Source organism: Pseudomonas turukhanskensis, assembly GCF_027922365.1.
Taxonomy (GTDB): Bacteria; Pseudomonadota; Gammaproteobacteria; order Pseudomonadales; family Pseudomonadaceae; genus Aquipseudomonas; species Aquipseudomonas turukhanskensis.
Genome location: NZ_BSFN01000003.1, coordinates 151478 through 174069, shown reverse-complemented (window position 1 = coordinate 174069; position 22592 = coordinate 151478). Strand labels below are relative to the sequence as shown.

The window sequence follows — 22592 nt, the reverse complement described above, 5'->3', positions numbered from 1 at the left end:
GCTTGAGGGTAACGCTGCAAAGCGTCTGCAAGGAGTAGCAATGCCACTGCGTTTGACCATCACCAGTTACCACAAACTGACCCCTGGCCAAGCTACCGAGCGCCAGTTGGATCAGGGTGTGTTGACCATCGGCCGTGGCCCCGAAAACGACTGGGTGCTGCCCGATCCCGAACGCCTGGTTTCCAGCCTGCACTGCACCATCCAATTCAAGGACGGCGCCTACTACCTCACCGACAACAGCACCAATGGCGTGCTCCTGGTAAACGCCGGGTTGCGCCTGCGCCGTGGCACCAGCGAACGCCTGCAAGACGGTGAACTGATTCGCCTGGGCGAGTACGACATTCTCGTGCAACTCGAAGCCCTCGCAGGCTTTGCCGGCAGCAGCGCCGCCTCGGGAATCGCCACCGATCCTTCCACCAGTTTCGATGCCTTGCTGAGCCGTCAGGTCGGCGCTGTAGCCCCGGCCGCCACCCCAATGCCGCAGGCATATGGAACACCTGCAAGCCATAGTGCCGCCGCGCATTTCCAGGGTAACTCGCCGCTGGATACCAAGCCGGATCTGTTCGATTTTCTCGCCGCACCCGCTGCCGGCGCGGCGCCGATTTCCGACCATGTGCCGGCCGAGCGCCACGACTTCCGCCCGCCTGCACCGCAACAACCAGCCCCGCAGCAACAAGCACCCATTATTCCGATGCCGCCGGCAACCCCGGCGAGCGGTGGCTCAATGATTCCCGCCGACTGGGATCCGTTTGCCGACCTGAGCGCACACGCCCAACCGGCCGTACCTGATCCATTCGCCGAGCAACCACCGGCCACCGCCTGGCCCGAACCTGTGGCCGATGAGCGACCGACCTCACTGCCACCGCTGCAACAGGCCGCCCTACCTGCCGACGACCCTTGGGCGGGCATAGTGACGCCTGGCACCGTGACGACCGCGAGTGAGCCACCTGCCGTGGTGGTGACCGTGGAAGTGAGCGCGCCGGTTGCACCGCCGCCTTCAACACCGATGTCAGCAGCAGCCCCCACACCCATCCAAACCCTGCCACCGCAAACCGCTGCCACGGGCGATCTGCTCCAGGCGTTTCTGCGTGGTGCCGGCGTCGCGCAACTGCGTGTAGACCCAGCCCAAGCCGAAGCGCAGATGGAAGCGATCGGCCGCAGCTACCGGCAGATGGTGGAAGGCATGATCGATGTGTTGCGTGCACGCAGTAGCCTCAAGGGTGAGTTCCGCATGCAGCAGACCACCATTCAGCCGGTGCAGAACAACCCGCTGAAATTCGCCCCCAATGTCGATGAAGCGCTGCTGCTGTTGTTGCGCGCCGGCAACCAGGCGTTTCTGCCGCCCGACCAGGCGATTGCAGACGGCTTCGATGACATCAAGGCGCACCAGATGGCGGTGATGGCTGGCGTACAGGCGGCCATTGAGCACCTGTTGCAGCGCTTCGAGCCCACCGCGCTGGAAAACCGCTTTGAAAAACCCAGTGGCTTTTCCGCCCTGCTGCCCGGTGCTCGCCACGCACAGCTGTGGGAGAGCTTCAGCAACCTGTACGCAAGCATTCAGCGCGAAGCGCAGGACGATTTTCAGGACCTGTTCGGCCGCGAATTCAGTCGCGCCTATGAGGAGCACAGCGCCCGTCTGCGCCGCCGCTGAACGCGTGGCCACACCTTTTTAAAACACGGAAGCGTTGCCCGCGTGCGGGCGGCGAGAGTCAGGCAATTACTTCAAGGACCCAAAGAATGCCAAGGATCTATTCACTGTTGCAGGGCGTGATGCTCGCGTCACTGCTCAGCGCCTGCGCGTCGGAACCGCCGCCACCGCCGCCACCCACCGTTCTGCATCTACACTTCCTTGGCTCCAGCGAATTGAACCCCTCCCCGGCTGGCGATCCCGCGCCGGTGCGCATTCGCGTGTATGAGCTCAAGAACGCGGCGAATTTTGCCCGCACCGACTTTTTCACCTTGGTCGACAAGCCCGAAAGCGCCCTGGGCGCCGACCTGGTGGCACAAGACCAACTGCTGTTGCGCCCCAGCGAACAACTGGAAATCGAGCGCACGCTGGACGAACAGACCAAGCAATTTGCCATTGTCGTGGCCTACCGCGATCTGGACACCGCGCAGTGGCGCCAGGTGATCGCCGTACAGCCACAGCAAACCCGTAGTTACGACGTGATGGTCGGCAGCCATGCCATTGCCGTCTCGCCTCGTTCAGCCAAGTAGCAGGAGCCGCCATGTCTTGGAATAACCGCGTGGTGTGGTCGGAAGGAATGTTCCTGCGCCCACAGCATTTCCAGCAACACGACCGCTATCTGGAAACCCTGGTGGAGGGCCGCTGCCGCCCGCTGCTGGCCGGTGGCTGGGGCTTCTCGGAACTGCAGATCGATGAGGCGCTGCTGGCTCAGGGCAAGTTCGCCATCGTGTCGGCCAAGGGCCTGTTGCCCGATGGCACGCCGTTCAATATTCCTGCTGACGACAACGCGCCGGTGCCGCTGGCGGTCGATGACACCGCGCGTGACGCCATCATTCACCTGGCCCTGCCGCTGCGCCGTGCCGGCACCCGCGACACGGTTGACGAAGGCGAAGCCCTGGGCGGCGCCCGTTACCAGAGCCAGGTGCGTGAAGTGCGCGACGACAACGCCGCCTTCGAAAGCCGCGCGCCGGTGGCCATCGGCGGCCAGGCCTTGCGCCTGCTCACCGACAAGGACGGCCTTGGCGAATACGCCAGCATCGGCGTGGTGCGCGTACGGGAAAAGCGCGCCGACCGCTCCCTGGTGCTCGACCCCGAGTACCTGCCACCGCTGCTGAACATTGCCGCCAGCACGCCGCTGGCCGGTTTTTGCAATGAGCTGGTGGGCCTGCTGCATCAACGCGGCGAAGCCCTGGCCGGCCGCGTGGTGGCCTCCAGTGCCGGTGGTGCTTCGGAAATTGCCGACTTCCTGCTGCTGCAACTGATCAACCGCGCCGAAGCGCTGGCCAGCCACCTGGCGCGCCTCAACCCATTGCACCCAGAGCGCCTGTACACCGAACTGGTGGCGCTGGCCGGCGAGCTGTCGACCTTCACCACCAGCGAACGGCGCTCGGCCGAGTACCCGGCCTACAGCCACGATGACCTGGCCGGCAGTTTTGCCCCGGTGTTTCTCGCCCTGCGCCAGGCGCTGGCGACGGTGATCGACAGCAAGGCCGTGGCCATCCCGATCATCGAGAAATCCTACGGCGTGCACGTGGCGATGCTGGCGGACAAAACCTTGATCGACAACGCCGCGTTCATTCTCGTGGTGCGTGCCGACGTGCCGGGCGAAACCCTGCGCGGGCACTTTCCGCAGCAGGCCAAAGTGGGCTCGGTGGAACACATTCGCGACCTGGTGAACCTGCAACTGCCCGGCATCGGTCTGCTGCCGATGCCGGTGGCGCCACGGCAGTTGCCATACCACGCCGGCTCGACCTATTTCGAGTTGGACCGTGGCAGCGCGCACTGGAAGCAACTGCCCAATTCCGGCGGCTTTGCCTTCCACATTGCCGGGCAGTTCCCGGGGCTGAACCTGGCCTTCTGGGCCATCCGAGGATAACGCGCCATGCACCCCATCGATGACCCGTTTGGCAGCCCACCGCCCGGCACCGGCTCCACCAATAACAACGGCAGTGGCGGCAACGGCCAGCGCCCGGCCGACGACCGCACCATGATCATGCCGCGCCCCGGTGGCCGCGCCCCGGACCCGGCGCCCGCCCGTGGCCCGAGCCCGCAACCGGCGCCCATGGCCGCTGCGCCGCTGCCCACCCAGCGCGACCAAGGCCTGAACCCGCTGGAACAAGCCGCCGGCCCGTTGCTGGCCTTGCTCACCCGCCTGCGCAACACCATCGCTCACCCGGCGCCGGCCAGCCTGCGCGCGCAAATGCTCGGCTACCTGCGCCAGTTCGAAGACCAGGTGCGCCAGGCCGGCGTGGCCCAAGACGAAATGATGCTGGCGCGCTATGTGCTGTGCACTGCCCTCGACGAAGCCGTGCTCAGCACGCCCTGGGGCAGCAGCAGCGAGTGGGGCAAACAGAGCCTGCTGATCACCCTGCACAACGAAGCCTGGGGTGGCGAAAAAGTCTTCCAGTTGCTCGACCACTGCCTGCAAAACCCGCGTGATCGCCTGCACCTTCTGGAGCTGTTGTACCTGTGCATCAGCTTGGGTTTCGAAGGCCGTTACCGGGTGATGAACGATGGCCGCAGCCAGTTGGAAGCCCTGCGTGAGCGCACGGCGGCGACCATCCGCTCGGTGCGTGGTGAGCGTGAGCGCGAGCTGTCGCCACACTGGCGCGGCCTGACGGTGGTGCGTGATCGCCTGTCGCAATACCTGCCGCCCTGGGTCGGCATTGCCATTGGCCTGGCGCTGTTGCTGCTGTTGGTGTTCGGCTTGCGCATGAAGTTGGCCGCCGACGCCGAACCGGTGTTCAAGAACATCCATGCCCTGGGTGAAATCCCGGTGCAGGCCATCGACCGCCCGGTGATGCAGCCAAAAATCATCGAACGCCCGCGCCTGGCCGGCTTTCTCGCCGAAGACATCAAAGCCCAGCGGGTGGCCGTGGAAGATGCAGTAGACCGCTCGGTTGTCACCATCCGTGGCGACGAGTTGTTCGGCTCGGGCAGCGCCAGCATCGACGCCGACCTGCAACCGTTGCTGATGCGCATCGCCGACGCCGTGCAAAAGGTCAAAGGCAATGTGCTGGTGACCGGCCACAGCGACAACCGACCGATTGCCACCCTGCGCTTCCCCTCCAACTGGAAACTGTCCCAGGCCCGCGCCCAGGAAGTGGCCGAGTTGCTGGCGGCGAAAACCGGTGACCCCGCGCGCTTTAAGGCCGAAGGCCGCAGCGACACCGAGCCGGTGGCCTCCAATGCCACCAACGAAGGCCGCGCGCGTAACCGCCGGGTCGAAATTACTGTGTTTGCGGAGGGCGTCGAGTGAAGTCGTTTTTCAACTTTTTCGCCCGCTGGGTCATGCCGATACTCGGCTTGCTCGCCCTCAGCCTGATCATCTGGTTTGTCGGCCCGCTGCTGCGCATTGGCGAGTATGAACCCCTGGCCTCGGCGGCCAGCCGCTGGGTGTTGATTGGCCTGCTGTTTCTGGTCTGGATCGCTTACCGCGTGGTGCGCGTGCTGCAAGCCCGGCGCAACGCGGCCAAGGTGATGAGCGGCCTGGCTGCCGTTACCGCGCCGGACGCCGCCAGCGTGGCCTCGGCCGAAGAACTGGCGACCCTCAAGCAGCGCATGGACGAAGCCCTGGCGTTGCTCAAGCGCGCCAAGCTCGGCGGTGATGAACGCCGCAGCCTGTATGAGCTGCCGTGGTACGTGATCATTGGCCCGCCCGGTTCGGGTAAGACCACCGCACTGATGAACTCGGGCCTCAACTTTCCCCTGGCGGGCGAGTTGGGCGCCGGTGCCATCCGCGGCGTGGGTGGTACGCGCAACTGCGACTGGTGGTTTACCGACGAAGCCGTGCTGCTCGATACCGCCGGCCGTTACACCACGCAAGACAGCCATGCCGCTGTCGACAAAGCCGCCTGGCTGGGCTTTCTCGACCTGCTGAAAACCCAGCGCAAGCGCCGGCCCATCGATGGTGCCTTTATCGCCATCAGCCTCTCCGACTTGCTGCTGGGCACCGAGGCTGAACGCCTGGCCCACGCCCGCGCCATTCGTGCAAGGATTCAGGAGCTGTATACGCAGCTCGGGGTGCGCTTCCCCATTTACGTCATGCTTACCAAGCTCGACCTGGTGCCGGGCTTTATGGAGTTCTTCGACAACCTGAGCAAGGAAGACCGCGCCCAGGTGTGGGGCATGACCTTTGCCCTGGACGACGGCAAGAGCCCTGAAGGCCCGCTGGCGGTATTTGCCAGCGAGTTTGCCGGCCTAGAACAGCGCCTGAACCAGAGCCTGGTGGAACGTCTGCAACAGGAACGCGACCCGGCGCGGCGCGACCTGATCTACGGGTTCCCGCAGCAGATTTCCGCGCTCAAGGACAACCTGGGCAGCTTCCTCGACGGCGTGTTCAAACCCACCGCCTTCGAGCAGCGTGTGCTGCTGCGCGGCCTGTACCTCACCAGCGGCACCCAGGAAGGCACGCCGATTGATCGCTTGATCGGCTCCATGGCGCAGTCGATGAACCTCGACCGCCAGCACCTGGCGCGGCAGAACGGCACCGGCCGCAGCTACTTTATCGAACGGCTGTTCCGCACCGTCGCCTTTGGCGAGCGCGGCCTGGTCGGCGCCGATGCCAAGGTGGAGCGCCGGCGCAAATGGCTGGCCCGTGGCGCCCTGGCGGCCACCGTGCTGGTGGTGTTGGCCGTGGCCGGCGTATGGCTGGCGAGCTACCGCGCCAACCAGGCGTATATCGCCGCCGTGGAAAACCGCGTGCAGCCATTGCCGGCGGCGCTGGAAAACTTAAGCCCGGCACAGCGCGATGTACTGGCGGTATTGCCGCTGCTGAACGCCGTGAAGAACCTGGCCGGTGACCCGCCAAGCTGGGCCGAAGGTTATGGCCTGTACCAGGGCGACATGCTCGGCGAGGAATCGGCCAGCGTGTACCGCAAGTTGCTGATTGCCGTGTTCGCCCCGCGCCTGCTCACGCGCATGGAAGAACAACTGCGCAGCGGCGGCAGCTCGGACTTCCTCTACGAAGGCCTCAAGGCGTACCTGATGCTCGGCAACCCCGACCATTACGACGGCGACTTCGTCAAAGCCTGGATCACCCTCGACTGGGACCGCGCCCTGCCCCGCGACCTGGCCCCGGAACAGCGTGAAGCCCTGCACGCCCACCTCGATGCGCTGTTGCTGCCACGGCCACCGAGCGCGCGCCTGGACGACAACCTGGTGGAAGACCTGCGCCGGCAACTGCAACGCCTGCCGGTAGCGCAGCGCGTGTACGACCGGGTCAAACGGCAGAAACTGCCGCAAGGCTTGCCGGACTTTCGCGTGAGCGAAGCCGCCGGCCGTGACGCGCCGCTGGTGTTCACCCGTAAAAGTGGCAAGCCGTTGAGCGAGCCGCTGAGTGGCTTCTTCACCTACCGTGGCTACCGCGAAGTGTTCCTCACCGCCAGCCTCAGCCAGGCGGGCACCATTGCCGAGGAGCAATGGGTACTGGGCCGCACGCTGGACGATATCCAGGGCGTCACCGGCCTCGCCGCCGAGGTGCGCAAGCTGTACTTCGAAGACTACCTGCGCCAATGGGAAGGCCTGCTGAGCGACATCGACGTGGTGCCCATCAGCAACGTGGCGCAAGCCGCCGACGTGCTTCGGGTGTTGTCCGGCCCCAACTCGCCGTTCAAGAAACTGCTGGTGGCAGTGGCCAAGGAAACCGACCTGCAACAGGCCGACCGGCTGCTGGCCGAACAGGGCAAGAAAGTCGACGGCACGGTGGACAAGCTCAAGCAGCAACTGGGGTCCCTGGTCGGTGACGAGCAGGCCGCGCAGCCCCAGGCGCCGGCCGAGACCGACCCGATTACCGCGCGCTTTGCCGAACTCAATGGCCTGGTCGCCACCAGCGGCACCGAGCCGCCACCCATCGACACGCTGCTGGGCGATATGAACGCCTTGTATGTGCAAGTGAGCGGCATGGTTGGCGCCACCGGTGAAGCATTGCTGGGCGAAAGCAAAAACCAGGTGGCCGCAGCGGCGTCGCGCGTGGCGCTGACCGCTGAACGCCAGCCGCCGATGGTGCAGGGGCTGGTCAAGTCGGTGGTCAACTCCACCACCAACAGCATGATGGGCGGCGTGCGCAACCAATTGAACGGCGCCTGGGTTAGCGAAGTAGTAAGCGTGTACCGCCAGTCCATCGCCGACCGCTACCCGGTCAACCCTAACAGCCCCCGTGATGTGACCCTGGAAGACTTCGGCCTGTTCTTCGGCACCGGCGGTGTGGTGGACAACTACTTCCGCAAATACTTGCAGCCCTATGTCGATACCTCGACAGCCACCTGGCGCTGGCAGCCGGGCGCAGCGCAGAAGCTGGGCATCAACCCCAATGTGCTGGCGACCTTCCAGCGCGCGGCGGCGATTCGCGATGCCTACTTCCGTGCCGGTGGCACGCAGCCGGCGGTGCGTTTCGAGCTCAAGCCGGTGGCCATGGATGCCAGCATCGAGCAGTTCATGCTTGATCTGGACGGCCAGCAATTGACCTACGACCACGGCCCCAGCCGCCCGGTGGCCATGCAGTGGCCGAGCCCCAACAGTGTGGGCGTGGTGCGCGTGACCATCTCGCCGGCGCCGGTCAACGGCCGCTCCGGCCTGACCCTGGACGGGCCGTGGGCCTGGTTCCGCCTGCTGGAACAGGCGGACCTGGAGCGCGGCAATGCCCCGGACCGCTTCACCCTGCGTTTGCATGTGGACGGCGCCAGCATCTCCTGTGAACTGCGCGCCAGCAGCGCCTTCAACCCGTTCAAGAGCCGCGTGCTGTCGGGCTTCAGCCTGCCGGAGCGGCTGTAAATGGGTGCCGGTTTTTACGGCAAGCTGGCCGGACGTGGCGACTTCTTGAGCCGCGACCTGCCACCGACCTTTATCGAAGCCTGGGATGCCTGGCTCGCTGCCGGCATGGCCGCCAGCCAGACCGAACTGGGCGATGCCTGGCTGGATGCGTACCTGGTCAGCCCGTTGTGGCGCTTTGCGGTGCCGGCCAACCTGCTCGGCAGCCAGCCGGTGGTGGGCGTGATGATGCCCAGCATCGACCGGGTGGGCCGCTACTTCCCGCTGACCATCGCCAGCCTGCTGGCCAGCGATGCCGATATCGCCAGTGTGGTGGGCGGCGACGAACGCTGGTTCGAACAAGCCGAGGCCTTGCTGTTATCGACCCTGGAACCGGACGCCGACGTCGACCGTTTCGAACAGGGGGTGCAAGCGCTCGGCACGCCGCCGGCCAACCCGCGCGCGCCGGTGGGCAGCCTGGGCACCTTGCTGCGCAGCGGCGCCACCAGCGCGCAGGCACGCACGGCCCTGCTGGCGCAACTGGCCTGCGAAGGCGCCAGTTGCTGGTGGGGCCACGGTTCCAATCAAGTGGCGGCCGGCATGCTGCGTTGCCAGGGGTTGCCGGCCTTGCAGGATTTTGCCCGTCTGCTGATTGGCGACAGCCTGGCCGGGGTGAGGGATTAGCGATGAGCCACGGCCCTGTAAAAAGTTACCAATCGGCCAGTTACAGCCATGTCGGCATGGTGCGGCAGGTGAACGAAGACGCCTGCCTCGAACTGGCCGAGCGCGGGCTGTGGGTGGTGGCCGATGGCATGGGTGGACATGCCGCCGGTGACTACGTCAGCAGCCTGATCGTCGACACGCTGCGCCGGATTCCGGCCGCCAACTCGCTGCCCGCCTACGTCGGCGCATTACGTACCGGCCTGGCGCAAGTCAATGACGAGGTGCTGCAGGAAACCGCGCGGCGTGGCGTCAGCATGATGGGCAGCACCGTGGTGCTGTTGGCCGCCCGTGGTGACCAGGCCGTGTGCCTGTGGGCCGGCGACAGCCGCTTGTACCGCATGCGCGGCGGCCGCCTGGAGATGATTTCCCGCGATCACAGTTACGTGCAGGACCTGATCGACAACGCGATGCTCAGCGAAGAAGAAGCCCGCGTGCACCCACGGGCCAATGTGGTGACCCGCGCGGTGGGGGTGTTCGACCACCTGGACCTGGCCGAAGTGACGCTGCAGGTGCAGCCCGGCGACCACTTTCTGCTGTGCAGCGACGGCCTCAACAAGACCGCCGATGACCGCGAGCTGGGCGATGTGCTGAGCCACTCGGACCCTTACGCGATTGTGCGCAGCCTGGTGCACCTGGGCCTTACGCGCGGGGCGCCGGATAACATCACGGCGGTGGCCGTGCGGGCGGTGGGTGGTTGAATGTGCGGTCGCCTTTGCGGCGGATATCGCCTGCGGCGATATTCGCCCTACGCCCCCATGCGAGCCTCGTAGGGCGGATATTCGCCGCTGCAATCACAAACCTGCCCCTTAATAACGCCTTTAGAAGAGCAGTACAGGCATGGACATAGAGATTCCCGGTTACGACATAGAACGCGGGCTTGGCGAAGGCGCCATGGCCACGGTCTATCTGGCCACCCAGCGTTCGTTGCAACGCAAGGTGGCGCTCAAGGTGATGGCCAGCGCGCTGGCGGCCGACCCGAGCTTTTGCGAACGCTTTTTGCGCGAGGGCCGCATGCTGGCGCGCCTGTCGCAGCCCAACACGGTCACTATCCACGACATCGGCAACGCCGGGCCCTGGTACTACATGGCCATGGAATACCTGGCCAACGGCACCCTCAAAGAGCGCATCGAGCAGGGCCTGAGCGCCGAGCAAGGTCTGGCCATTCTGCGCCAGGTGGCCTCGGCCCTCGGCTATGCCCACTCCCAGGGTTTGGTGCACCGCGACGTTAAGCCGGCCAACATTCTGTTTCGCGCCGACGGCACGGCCGTGCTTTCGGACTTCGGTATCGCCAAGTCCATCGAAGAAAGCACGCAGTTCACCCAGGTCGGTTTTGCCATCGGCACGCCCAGCTATATGAGCCCGGAACAGGCGCGCGGCTTGCAGATTGACGGACGCGCGGACCTGTATGCCCTCGGCGTGGTGCTGTATGAAATCCTTACTGGCCGCTTGCCCTATATCGGCACCGACTCGCTCTCCACCGCCCTCGCCCACCTGACCGAGCCGCTGCCGGAGTTGCCGATCAACCATGGCCGCTACCAGGACATTCTGCGCAAGCTGCTGGCCAAGAACCCGGACGAACGCTTCCCCACCGCCGGCGCCTTTATCGCGGCACTGGATCACCTGGCGCCGAGTGCCATCGACAGCACGCAGATTCGCCCGCTGAACCTGCCGCCCACGGCGCACACCGAAGCGCCGACCGCCGCTACGCCAATTATTCCGGCTGATACCGGCGGCCTGACGCCGATGTCCATCGAAATGCCGCCGGTGCAACAACCGCCCTCGGCCGCTACCTTGCCGCCGCCCTCGCCCACCTACACACCGCCTGCGGCGGAAAAAACCGGCGGCAGCAAAGCCCCGCTGATTGCCGGCGCGGCGGTGGTGTTGCTGCTGATTCTCGGCGGCGGCGGGTATTTTCTGTTTTCCGCTTCGCCGAAAACAGACAAGCCGGCTACGGCCGTGGTGGAGCCGGAAAAACCGGCCCAGCCACCGGCCACTACAAGCGCCAACACCGCCACGGTCACTCCCGCCGTCAATCAGGACGGCGGCGATAAACCGCTGCTGATGGCCGGCAAGAAAACCCTGTTCCAGCGGGTGCTGAGCAAGCCCGGCGCGCAACTGGCCGCTGAGGCGGGCGGCACGCCTGGCAGCACGGCCCTGCCGGCGTTCTCGGTGCTCTATGTGTATGCCCGCCAGCAGGTAAACGGTGCGCCGTGGGTGAAAGTCGGCGCCTCCAGCGATGGTCATAGCGAAGGCTGGTTGCCGGCCGAACAGGTCAGCGACTGGAAGCAGAGCCTGGTGCTGAAATTCACCGAACGCTCGGGCCGTGGCCCGGTGATGTTCCTGCGCAAACCCGAGGACGTGGAACGCCTGCTGGCCGACACCACGGCAGCGCGCAATGAAATGACCAAGGCCCAGCGCGACGACGGCTCAAGCCAACAGGTGCTGGCCATCGAACCGCAAGACAAGGCCATTCCCCAGGACCAGTTCTACCTGCTGCCGATTTTCGAATCGCGCGACAGCTTCGATGCCGAGGGCCAGCCGGCGCAGTTGCTGAATGTCGCCTCCATCGACCCGGGCAACACCCCGCAGGTAAACGGCGCCGGTGCCAAGCTGGGCGGCAAGCCCGAGGCATTTCGCACCGGCATCGTGCTGGTGGTGGACACCTCGGTGTCGATGCAGCCCTATATCGACCAGGTCAACGACGTGGTCAAAGGCTTGCAAGAGCAGATCGGCGCCCGTGGCGAGCTGGATAAAGTCAGCTTTGGCATGGTGGGTTTTCGCAACAACATCGACAAAACGCCGGGCCTGGAATACGTCAGCAAAACCCTGGTGCCGTTGCAGCCGGACAACGACCCGCAGCGCTTTGTGGAGCTGGCGCGCAACGTCAAGGCCACCGACGTCTCCAGCCACTCCTTTAACGAGGACGCCTTTGCCGGGGTGATGGACGCCGTCGACAACATGGACTGGTCCCCCTACGCCGGCCGCGTGATTCTGCTGGTGACCGATGCCGGCGCACTGCGCAAGAACGACCCGCTGGGCCGCACCCAGATGAACGAAGCCCAGGTGCGCGAAGCGGCGCTGCGCAAGCAGATCAAGATTTACGCCCTGCACCTGCGCACCCCGGCCGGCAAGAACAACCACGGCTACGCCGAGCAGCAGTACCGCAGCCTCACCGCCGATGCCAACCCGAAAATTGGCGACCTGTACATTTCTGTAGCCGGTGGCGACGTCGGCAAGTTCGGCAGCACGGTCAACGAGATCGGCTCGGTACTGGCCGACCTGGTGCACAACGCCGGCCAGCAGAAAAGCCAGCCCGCGCCACCGGTGCAAAGTGGCCTGAGCCTGGCGGCAAAAACCGCCGCAATCGGCTATGCCATGCACATGGATTTTCTCGGCCAGCGCAACGCCGTGCATGCGCCGCAACTGGTGACCGCCTGGACCACCGACCGCGACCTGACCAACCCGACCTTGCCGGCCTTTCAGGTGTGCGTACTGCTGAGCAAGTTGCAGCTCAATGACTTGCAGCAATCGCTCAAGCTGATCGTGGATGCAGCGCGGCGCACACAGAGTTCGTCCAAGGACTTCTTCGACGAGATTGCCTCGGCCAGCGCCTACATGAGCCGCGACCCGTCAAAGCTGGTGAAAGGCAGCAACCTGGCCGAGAGCGGCATTCTGGGCGAATACCTGGAAGGCCTGCCGTATCGCAGCAAGTCGCTGAACATGACCCAGGAGTTGTGGCTGTCGCTGAGCGTGGCCGAGCAGGAAGATTTTATCGACGAACTGGACTCGAAAATCCGTCTGTACGAAACCTTCCACAACGATGTCGCCAACTGGGTGCGCTTCGGCGACGCCGAGCCTGGCGATGCCTTGTACCGCGTTCCGTTGTCGACCTTGCCCTGATGCTGCGCCTGCGCGATATCCACAAAACCCGCGGCGCCGGCAGCCAGCGTTACAGCCTGCGCATTCCGCGGCTGGACCTGGCGGCCGGGCAGCAATTGGCCGTGGTCGGGCCCAGTGGATGTGGCAAAAGCACGTTGCTGGATTTGCTCGCCCTGGTGCTCTCCCCCGATGCCAGCGGCGAGTTCAGCGTGGAGCTCGATGGCGGTTACTTTGATATCGCCGCGTTATGGCGGGGCAACCAACACGATGCCCTGGCGCGCTTGCGCCGCCAGGCGTGCGGTTATGTGCTGCAAACCGGCGGGCTGCTGGAATTTCTGGATGTGCGCGGCAATATCGAGCTGCCGCGCCGCCTGCTGCAACTGCCTATGGATGGCCGCGTGGAGCAATTAGCCGCGCACCTGGAAATTGCCGACTACCTGGGCAAGCGCCCGAACACACTGTCGGTTGGCCAACGCCAGCGCGTCAGCATCGCCCGCGCCCTGGCCCATGGGCCGCGTCTGGTGCTGGCCGATGAACCCACCGCCTCCCTGGACCCGGCCAATGCGCAACGGGTGATGCAATTGCTGGTGCAACAGGCGCAGGTGAGCGGCACCTGCACGGTGATCGCCACCCACGATGAGCCGTTGGTGCGCAGCGCCGGCCTGGCGGTATTGCCCATTGATTGGCAACGCGATGCCGATGGCGGCGTAACCGCGACCCTTGGGCAGTGGCGCTGATGCGCATCGGCCTGCTGCTCTCGCTCGCCTGGGCGGATTACCGCACCGAGGCGCGCCTGTCGATCTGTGCGGTGTTGGCGCTGACGGCGGTAATTACCCCGTTGCTGGTGTTGTTCGGGCTCAAGTTTGGCCTGGTGAGCACCCTCACCGAACGCTTGGAAAACGACCCGGCGGTGCGTGAAGTCATCACCCTCGGCGGCGGCCGTTACCGGGCGGCGGATGTCGCCCTGCTCAGCCAGCGCGCGGATGTGGCCTTTGCCCTGCCGCGCACCCGGCAGATTGCCGCCACAGCGGACCTCAGCCGCGACGGCGGCGGCCCGGCGCTGACGGTGGAAATGATTCCGACCGCCGCCGGCGACCCGCTATTGGCGCTGGCGCCGCAGCCGAGCGAAACGCAGATTCTGCTCAGCCAGAGCGCCGCGGAAAAACTCGGGGTACGCCCCGGTGATCAGCTTGGCGCACGTTTTGGCCGCCGGCAGAACGGCCAGGTGGAATCGCGCCAACTCGGCGTTACCGTGCTGGCCGTGCTGCCGTTGGAGACGTTCAATCGTGATGGCCTGTTCGCGCCGTTGAGCCTGCTGGAGGCGGCCGAGGATTACCGCGATGGCCGCGCCGTACCACGTTTTGACTGGCCGGGGCGCGAACCGGCCACGGTCGGCAGCCGTGTATACCCGGGTCTGCGTCTGTATGCCGCCGACCTCGATGGCGTGGAAAGCCTGCGCCAGCACTTCGCCGCCAGCGGCCAGGAAGTGGCGACCCAAGCCGCGACCATCGCCCAGGTGCGCTCGCTGAGCCACAACCTCAACCTGGTGTTCTGGCTGATCAGCGGCCTGGCCGTGGCCGGCGCCTTTGCGGCGGTGGTGGCCAGCACCCTGGCGGCGGTGGAGCGCAAGCGCAAAGCCTTGGCGGTGCTGCGCCTGCTGGGCTTTCCGACGGCGGCGCTGGTGGGTTTTGTGCTGTTGCTGGCGCTGTACAGCGGCGCGTTCAGCCTGCTGCTGGCCTGGCTGCTTTACGCGGCGGCCGAGGTTAGCTTGAATCGATTGTTCGATACCGGTAGCGGCGAGTTCGTATGCCAGCTGTTGCCGGTGCATTTTCTCGTGGCCGTGCTGGCTACCCTGGCCTGCAGCGTGCTCGCCGCAGCGCTGGGCGGCTGGCGCGCTGCACAGATAGAAGCATCGGAAGGATTACGGGATGTTTAAGCGGTATTCGGCGGTATTGGCGCTGTGTGTGGCGTCGTTGAGTGTGCAGGCCTGGGCCGAAGACGCCTCGGTGGACAACCCCAAACCGCTGCCCGACGACGTCAGCCTGCCCCTGCCCTGCGGCGGCAGCCTGGTGATGCGCTACGTGTATGTGCTGGCCACCGGCACCCTGGACGACCGCGAAATCAGCCTGGGCTACCCGTTTGCCGAAGGCGAAAGCGGCTACCAGCAGTCGTTTATCTCCGGCTACCGCCGCGACTACATCAACGGTCAGTTCACCCTCACCGACCTGCCGGACGCCTGGCGCGACACCATCAAACCGGCGCTACCCAAGCAGGAAAGCGGCACGCCGTTGTCGCCGATGCTGTATTTCATCGGCAAGTACGAGGTGACTGCACGTCAGTACAGCGCCGTGATGGACCAGGCCGCCTCGCTGGCAGGCCAGGGCGAACCTCCGGCGTGCCCGGAGCCGGCCACCGGTGCAGCGGCGCGCTTGCCGAAGGTGAAGGTCTCGCACTTTGATGCCGAACGGTTTGCGGCGGTGTACACCGCCTGGCTGATGAAAAATCACCGCGACCTGCTGCCGGTGAGCGGCCGCACCGCCAAAGCCGAAGACGGCGGGCTGAGCTTTGTGCGTTTGCCCTCCGAGGCCGAGTGGGAATTTGCCGCGCGCGGTGGCCAGGCCGTCAGCCGTCAGGAGCTGGAGGGCCGACTGTTTCCACGCAAGGTCGAGGGCAGTGATCAGGAAGGTCCGCTGGGCGACTGGGCGGTGTACAACCAGGTGGCCGGCGGCACCGGGCAGGCCGCGCGGCTGTTGCCCATCGGCACCAAACTGCCAAACCCCATCGGCCTGTTCGATGTGATTGGCAACGCGGCAGAAATGGTTCAGGAGTCGTTCCAGCTGGTGCATGCCGGGCGCCGCCAGGGCACCTACGGCGGCTTTGTGGTCAAGGGCGGCAATTACCTGGAAGGCGAAACCACCCTGTTTACCGGCATGCGCCGCGAGTACCCGCTGTTTGCTGCCGATGGCACCGAGCAGCTGAATGAAACCACCGGTTTTCGTGTGGCCCTGGGCGCCCTCTCGGCGCCGCGCTCGCGCTACAAGGAATTGCAAACCCAGTGGCAGAAAGAAGGCCGTCTGGCCGGGCTGACCGATGCCATCGACGATTCCCAGGACCCGACCAAGAGCCTCGACAGCCTGATCGCCGCCAGCACCGACCCGGCCTTGCAGGCGCAGTTGGGAATTATCAACGAAGAATTGAAACGGAACGTCTCGCTGATTGCCCAACAGCGCGAGGAGGCTGCCGGTAATCTGATTCAGTCCGCCGCGCTGGTGGCCGAGACGATCAACAACTACAACATTCGTCTGACCAACCTGAAGAAAAGTCAGGACCAGGCCAAAGCGAACAAGGACGAAGCCTCAGCTAAGCTCTTCGCCACCGCCATGGCCAACGGGCGCAGCGCACTGGATGGTGCGGTGCAGATTTACATCGACAACCTGGCCACCGGCACCCGCTATACCGATGCGGTGATCCAGGCGCAGTTGCAACGCATAAAAGAAGAGCTCAATCGCAAACCAGTGCTCGGCAAGAGCCTGGTCAAACGTGCCACGCTATTCGTTACGCACGTTGGGAAGTATCGCCAGGATAAGCGTGCCGACCCGGCGGCGATTCTGGAGCAGTTGCTCGCTAACAGCGAGCGTTAAGGAAGCCACTGCGGCCAATCTGGACGGGCCGCAGCGCACAAACAACCAAGAACAGGAAACAGACCATGACGCACCACAGCCCCACCAACGCCCTGCACACCTCGGCACGCATCGCGATGTCCTTTGTGGCCGCCGGCTGCATTTTCATCAGCGGTTGCGCCAGCACCGGCCCGACCTCGAAAGTAGCCGCCACCACCACCGCCCAGTACTACCCGGCGTGCTATGAGCCGGTGTCACACCTGCGCGGCAGCGAAGACGCGGTGAAGAACTCGGCCATTACCGGCGCCATTGCCGGCGGCCTGATCGGTGGCCTGGCCGGCGGGTTGTCGGGTGACGACCACGCGGCACGCAACGCCCTGATCGGCGCGGCCGGTGGCGCCCTGGTGGGCGGTGCGGCGGGCTACTACGTCGAGAAACAAAAGCAGATCACCGACGACAACGAGCGTATCGGTTCCTACGCCACCGACATCGAGCGCAGCACCGGCGAAATCGACCGCAGCGTGGGCTACGCCAAAGCCGCCCAGGCGTGCTATCAGCGCGAGTTCACCAACCTGCGTGAGGCCCGCAAAGCCAAGAAAATCAGCGAAGCCGATGGCCGTGCGCACCTGGCTGAAATCGTCAGCGGCCTGAAAGAAACCAACGCCCTGCTGGCCGCTGCCGACGGCCGCACCGGTGAAGACCTGGACGCCTACACCCAAGCCTACGAAAAAGACCTGCAAGCCACCGGCGTGCAGCGTGAAACCGTGGCCCAGGTAGCAACGCCTGACACCAAGAAGAAAACCACCGTGACCTCGGCCCAGCGCGCCAAGGTAACCACCCAGGCGGTCTCCACCGAGAAGGCGGCACAAAAAGCCCAGACCTCGCGGACCGAAAGCCAGAAGGTTGCCACTCAGGGTAAAGCCATCGTCACCGACGTATGCAACAACCCGGACATGGGTGACTGGGCGCCGGAAAGCTGCGCCAAGGCGTAACGCTCTCTGCGCTGAACCGTACGAAAAAAACGGCGTGATCGAATGCGATGACGCCGTTTTTTTTGATTGCACATCCCTGCTCGAATCTGGATCCCGGCCTTCGCCGGGATGACGGGTGTTTGTGCCACCTCCACCGTCGTCCCAGCGTAGGCTGGGACCCAGAATTTCCCAGGTAACGAGCACTTCGGCCCCACTCACTTGTTGGTCACGCCTGCGGACAACGCCCGGTCCGAATCAAAAAGCTGCGCCAAGGCGTAACGCTCTCTGGGCTGAACCGTTTTTTTATGCCTGGGCCAATCAGGAATTCACTGGCCGCCGGATCGCTGATCTCCTGCTCGAATCTGGATCCCGGCCTTCGCCGGGATGACGGGTGTTTGTGCCACATTCACCGTCGTCCCAGCGCAGGCTGGGACCCAGAAATTCCCAGGTAACGAGCACTTCGGCCCCACTCACTTGTTGGTCACGCCTGCGGAAAACGCCCGGTCCGAATCAAAAAGCTGCGCCAAAGCGTAACGCTCTCTGGGCTGAACCGTACGAAAAAAAACGGCGTGATCGAATGCGATGACGCCGTTTTTTTATGCCGGGGCCAATAAGGAGTTCACTGGCCGCCGGATCGCTGATCTTCTGCTCGAATCTGGATCCCGGCCTTCGCCGGGATGACGGGTGTTTGTGCCACATTCACCGTCGTCCCAGCGCAGGCTGGGACCCAGAATTTCCCAGGTATCGAGCACTTCGGCCCCAGTCACTTGTTGGTCACGCCTGCGGACAACGCCCGGTCCGAATCAATCAGACGTGCTTGATGCCCCGCACTTCATCCACGCCCCGGTTGGCCAGTTGGTCGGCCCGCTCGTTGCCGTGGTGGCCGGTATGGCCGCGTACCCATTTCCAGGTAACGGTGTGACGGTTGACCTGTTCGTCCAGCGCCTGCCACAGGTCGGCATTTTTAACTGGCTGCTTGGTGGCGGTTTTCCACCCGCGCTTCTTCCAGTTCACCAACCACTCCTTCATGCCTTTCATCACGTATTCGGAGTCGGTCACCAGCAGCACCTCGCAGGGGCGCTTAAGCTCTTCCAGGCCGCGAATGGCAGCGGTGAGTTCCATGCGGTTGTTGGTGGTGTTGGCTTCGCCACCCCAGAGTTCCTTTTCCACGCCCTTGAACACCAGCAAGGCGCCCCAGCCGCCGGGGCCAGGGTTACCTTTGCAGGCACCGTCGGTGAAGATTTCGATCTGTTCGCTCATGAAGTTCGCTTGTTGGTCACGGTTTGGAATCACGCCGGCTGACCTTAGCCACCGGCATGGGCATCAGCTTGCCCATGGGCGCTCGCTGTGCCTGACGCAATGGGCGCAAGCCGACTACCAGCTTGCGCGCCACCAATAGATAGAAGCCTGCACCGGGCATCTGCCAGGCGCCGCCCCATTGTTCCAGGCGGCTCAGGCGCGATTGCCAGGCAGCCGAGGCAAGCGGCGGACGATAGCACCCGAAGCGGCGTTTCTCCAGCGCGAAGCCCAGCAGGCGCAGCCAGTCGGTGACCCTATTGGGCGCGATGCAGCGGGCATCGCCCAGGGCGTCTCGGGCGAACACATGGCGCAGGCCCCAGGTGCTCCAGGGATTGATGCCGATAATGATCAGATGCCCGCCTGGCCGTACGCTTCGGGCCGCCTGGCGCAACAAACCGTGGGGCGAGAGGCAGAAGTCCAGCCCGTGTTGCAGCACCAGCACATCGGCGGCCGATTCAGTAAGTGGCCAGGCCTGCTCTTCACAGACGATCTCGGCCCCCGGCAGCGGCGCGCCAACGTGCACGCAGCGTTGAATCTGTTTGGCGCCCGCTGGTTTTTCCGCGTGCGGGCCGTAATGCACCAGGTAACCGCCAAAAAAACGCGCCAGCTCGTCTTCGAGCAGGCGCCGTTCTTCGCCGAGCATCATCTGCCCCAGCGGGCCGTTGAGCCAGCCGCGCGCGGCGCTGACCAGTTCGAGCCAATCGGGGTCCGCTTGCGCGAAAGCCTTGTCCGTCATAACTGCCTCTCTATGCTCCATCGGCATTGCAGTAAGATGCGCCAATACCGTTATCTTGGCGAACGACGATGATACAGATCGATGCCCTACCCGCTTTCAACGACAACTACCTGTGGTTGTTACAAGACGCTGCCAACCAGCGCTGCGCCGTAGTAGACCCCGGCGATGCCGCTCCAGTTCTTGCCTGGCTGCAGGCGCACCCCGGCTGGCAACTGAGCGAGATTCTGGTGACCCACCACCATTTCGATCATGTGGGTGGTGTGGAGCAATTGAAAACCGCCACCGGCGCCAAGGTCTATGGCCCGGCGCAGGAAACCATCCCCGGTCGCGACGTGGCGCTGGATGATGGCGACCAGATCGAGGTGCTGGGCCTGACCCTGCGTATTTTCACCGTACCGGGCCACACCCTCGGCCATATCGCCTATTACGTGGCTGAGGCGCCGACCGAGGCCAACGTGCCGCTGTTGTTCTGCGGCGACACGCTGTTTGCCGCCGGTTGCGGGCGCCTGTTCGAGGGCACGCCGCAGCAGATGTTTACCTCGCTCAGCCGCCTGGCGGCGTTGCCGGACAACACTGCGATTTACTGCACCCACGAATACACCCTGAGCAACCTGCGTTTTGCCCACGCGGTGGAGCCTGATAACCAGGCCATCAGCGACCGCTTGGCGCAAGTAACCGCGTGGCGCGAGCAAGGGCAGATCAGCTTGCCGTCGAATCTGGCCCTGGAACGGGCAACCAATCCGTTTCTGCGCAGTGAGGTTGCGAACGTGGTCGCAAAAATCGACGAACGGGACGGCATCGCACAACGCCAGCCGAGCGAGGTGTTTGCTCGGCTGCGGGCCTGGAAAGACCAGTTTTAAGTCCATTGTTGCCTAACCACGCAGCCGGTTAAAACTTGACCACATTAGGCGGCGTTCCTAGAATCGGCCGATCTTTTTGCCTGGATCACCCCCGCCGCCAATGTTGTCAATCGCCCAGAAGTCCCGGAAATTCGACACATTGGCCCGTCTGGCTCGTGCGCTTCCCGTTGTCTTCGCGGCCATTCTTGCCGGTTGCCAGAGCACCGGCGGCAGCCACACTCCCGGCACCAACGACAGCGTCACCTTAAGCAGCCGCACCCAGCCGCCTGAGTGGATGACCGACACCCCCGGCAGCGACAAACCCCAGGACATGTGGGACCGCATGCGCGCCGGCTTCCAGTTGCAGGACGAAATCGGCATCAACCCGCGCATTGAGCAACAGCGCCTGTGGTTTGCCAGCAAACCCTCGTACCTGGAAAGCGCCAGCGGCCGTGGCAGCCTCTACATTCATTACGTGGTCGAGCGCCTGGAAGCCAACAACATGCCGTTGGAACTGGCCCTGCTGCCGGTAATTGAAAGCTCGTACAACCCGTTTGCCCTGTCGCGCAGTGATGCGGTGGGCCTGTGGCAGTTCATCCCCTCCACCGGGCGCAACTTCAACCTGCAACAGACCACCTGGTACGACGGCCGCCGCGATATCACCGCTTCGACCAACGCCGCCATCGAATACCTGTCGCGTCTGCATGAAATGTTCAACGGCGACTGGCTGCTGGCCCTGGCCGCCTACAACGCCGGCGAAGGCACCGTGAGCCGCGCCATCGAGCGCAACCAGCGCCTGGGCCTGCCCACCGACTACTGGAACCTGCCGCTGCCCAAGGAAACCCAGGACTACGTGCCCAAGCTGCTGGCCCTGTCGCAGTTGGTGAATGCCCCGGCCGCCTATGGCATCAACCTGGACCCCATCGCCAACGAGCCTTACTTCGAAGTGGTGGAATTCGACAAACCCATGGACCTGACCCGCGTGGCAGCCATGGCCGATATCGATAAAGACGAGCTGATTCAGCTCAACCCGGCCTTCAAGCGCAATATCACCCGTGGCGGCCCTTCGCACCTGTTGGTGCCGCACGAGAAGGCCGAGCGCCTGACCACCTCGCTGGCGCAGATCAAGCCCAGTGACATCACCGATTTCCAGGAATACCGCGTGCGCAAGGGCGACAGCCTGCACGGTATTGCCAGCCGCTATCAGCTCTCTACCGATGATTTGAAAGAAGCCAACGACCTGCCAGGCAACAGGCTCAGCGTTGGCCAGACCCTGACCATTCCGGTTTCCGCCGGCACCTCGCCCTTCCCCACCACCGCCGCCAAACCGACAGCGGTCGCCAGTAGCACGACCACCAGCGTCAAGCTCAAGAGCTACACGGTGAAAAATGGCGACAACCTCTGGCAGATCGCCAAGGCCAACAAACTGGATGTGGCAGACCTGCGCCGCTGGAACGGCCTGCCCAACAATGCGGTGAAGCCGGGGCAGACCCTGGCCCTGCAAGGCACCCAGCAAGTCATCCGCAGCATCGCCAAGAACAGCCCGGCGCAAGGCCGTGAGACAGTCACCTACTACAAGGTGCAAAAAGGCGACTCGATGTACATGATCGCCAAACGCTTCAACGTAGAGATGCAGAACCTGAAGACCTGGAATCCGAAGACCACCCATGACCTGACGCCGGGGCAGACGATTACGTTGTATCTCACCGATCGTTAGATCACTGCTCTCCTGCTCGAATCTGGATCCCAGCCTGCGCTGGGATGACGGACATCTGGGCCGATTCCACCGTCGTCCAAGCGCAGGCTGGGACCCAGAATCCTGCAAGTGACGACCTTCCCCGCCCCAACTGCTGCTTGGTCAACGCCGCCAAACTCCGCCCGTCACTGATCTGCTGCTCGAACCTGGATCCTGCAAGTGACGCCCTTCCTTGCCCAACTAATTCCTGGTCAACGCCGCCAAACCCCGACCGTCGCTGATCGTTAGATCACTGATCTCATGCTCGAACCTGGATCCCAGCCTGCGCTGGGATGACGGACATCTGAGCCCATTCCACCGTCGTCCCAGCGCAGGCTGGGACCCAGAATCCTGCA

At 64.3% G+C, this 22592-nt stretch carries 16 protein-coding genes; 14 read left to right on the top strand and 2 right to left on the bottom strand.

Annotation, left to right across the window (positions count from 1 at the left end):
• Positions 1-40: 40 nt before the first annotated feature.
• The 12 genes from tagH (at position 41) to tagQ (ending at position 17648) form a co-directional block, all read left to right on the top strand.
• Positions 41-1651 carry a type VI secretion system-associated FHA domain protein TagH gene (gene tagH, locus PKE98_RS07190; protein ID WP_271194591.1) on the top strand — a complete coding sequence of 537 codons (1611 nt, stop codon included), beginning with the start codon at positions 41-43 and terminating at the stop codon, positions 1649-1651.
• Between the two features lie 86 nt (positions 1652-1737).
• Positions 1738-2217, top strand: a complete 480-nt coding sequence (gene tssJ, locus PKE98_RS07185) for a type VI secretion system lipoprotein TssJ (protein ID WP_271194590.1) — start codon at positions 1738-1740, stop codon at positions 2215-2217.
• Between the two features lie 11 nt (positions 2218-2228).
• Positions 2229-3563: a type VI secretion system baseplate subunit TssK gene (tssK, locus tag PKE98_RS07180; RefSeq protein ID WP_271194589.1), complete on the top strand. Its 1335-nt coding sequence runs from the start codon at positions 2229-2231 to the stop codon at positions 3561-3563.
• A 6-nt stretch (positions 3564-3569) separates the two neighbouring features.
• Complete coding sequence (locus PKE98_RS07175; RefSeq protein ID WP_271194588.1) at positions 3570-4946, top strand: DotU family type VI secretion system protein; 1377 nt, start codon at positions 3570-3572, stop codon at positions 4944-4946.
• Positions 4943-8458, top strand: coding sequence for a type VI secretion system membrane subunit TssM (gene tssM, locus PKE98_RS07170; RefSeq protein ID WP_271194587.1), 3516 nt, complete (start codon positions 4943-4945; stop codon positions 8456-8458). The genes PKE98_RS07175 and tssM overlap by 4 nt, the downstream gene beginning before the upstream one ends.
• The gene (tagF, locus tag PKE98_RS07165) at positions 8459-9118 is read left to right on the top strand and encodes a type VI secretion system-associated protein TagF (protein WP_271194586.1); all 660 of its coding nucleotides are present in this window, start codon (positions 8459-8461) and stop codon (positions 9116-9118) included. It begins immediately after the preceding gene.
• Positions 9119-9120: 2 nt separating this feature from the next.
• Positions 9121-9855, top strand: a complete 735-nt coding sequence (locus PKE98_RS07160) for a PP2C family protein-serine/threonine phosphatase (protein WP_271194585.1) — start codon at positions 9121-9123, stop codon at positions 9853-9855.
• 139 nt (positions 9856-9994) lie between these two features.
• Positions 9995-13057, top strand: a complete 3063-nt coding sequence (locus tag PKE98_RS07155) for a serine/threonine-protein kinase (protein ID WP_271194584.1) — start codon at positions 9995-9997, stop codon at positions 13055-13057.
• Positions 13057-13773: an ABC transporter ATP-binding protein gene (locus PKE98_RS07150; RefSeq protein ID WP_271194583.1), complete on the top strand. Its 717-nt coding sequence runs from the start codon at positions 13057-13059 to the stop codon at positions 13771-13773. Before PKE98_RS07155 ends, PKE98_RS07150 begins: the two co-directional genes overlap by 1 nt.
• Complete coding sequence (locus PKE98_RS07145; protein WP_271194582.1) at positions 13773-14972, top strand: FtsX-like permease family protein; 1200 nt, start codon at positions 13773-13775, stop codon at positions 14970-14972. Before PKE98_RS07150 ends, PKE98_RS07145 begins: the two co-directional genes overlap by 1 nt.
• The gene (locus PKE98_RS07140; RefSeq protein ID WP_271194581.1) at positions 14965-16677 is read left to right on the top strand and encodes a formylglycine-generating enzyme family protein; all 1713 of its coding nucleotides are present in this window, start codon (positions 14965-14967) and stop codon (positions 16675-16677) included. Before PKE98_RS07145 ends, PKE98_RS07140 begins: the two co-directional genes overlap by 8 nt.
• Positions 16678-16742: 65 nt before the next feature.
• Positions 16743-17648: a type VI secretion system-associated lipoprotein TagQ gene (gene tagQ / locus PKE98_RS07135; RefSeq protein ID WP_271194580.1), complete on the top strand. Its 906-nt coding sequence runs from the start codon at positions 16743-16745 to the stop codon at positions 17646-17648.
• 786 nt (positions 17649-18434) lie between these two features.
• On the opposite strand, the gene rnhA is transcribed toward tagQ, so the two are convergent.
• Positions 18435-18887 (bottom strand): ribonuclease HI, encoded by a 453-nt coding sequence (gene rnhA / locus PKE98_RS07130; protein ID WP_271194579.1) that lies wholly within the window; start codon positions 18885-18887, stop codon positions 18435-18437.
• A gap of 16 nt (positions 18888-18903) precedes the next feature.
• Entirely contained in the window at positions 18904-19662 is a 759-nt protein-coding gene (locus PKE98_RS07125) for a methyltransferase domain-containing protein (RefSeq protein ID WP_271194578.1), read from the bottom strand.
• A gap of 68 nt (positions 19663-19730) precedes the next feature.
• Here PKE98_RS07125 and gloB point away from each other — a divergent pair, with 68 nt between their 5' ends.
• Together gloB and PKE98_RS07115 are read left to right on the top strand one after the other, a co-directional pair.
• Positions 19731-20522, top strand: coding sequence for a hydroxyacylglutathione hydrolase (gloB, locus tag PKE98_RS07120; protein WP_271194577.1), 792 nt, complete (start codon positions 19731-19733; stop codon positions 20520-20522).
• 100 nt (positions 20523-20622) lie between these two features.
• The gene (locus PKE98_RS07115) at positions 20623-22218 is read left to right on the top strand and encodes a LysM peptidoglycan-binding domain-containing protein (RefSeq protein WP_271194576.1); all 1596 of its coding nucleotides are present in this window, start codon (positions 20623-20625) and stop codon (positions 22216-22218) included.
• Positions 22219-22592 lie beyond the last annotated feature (374 nt).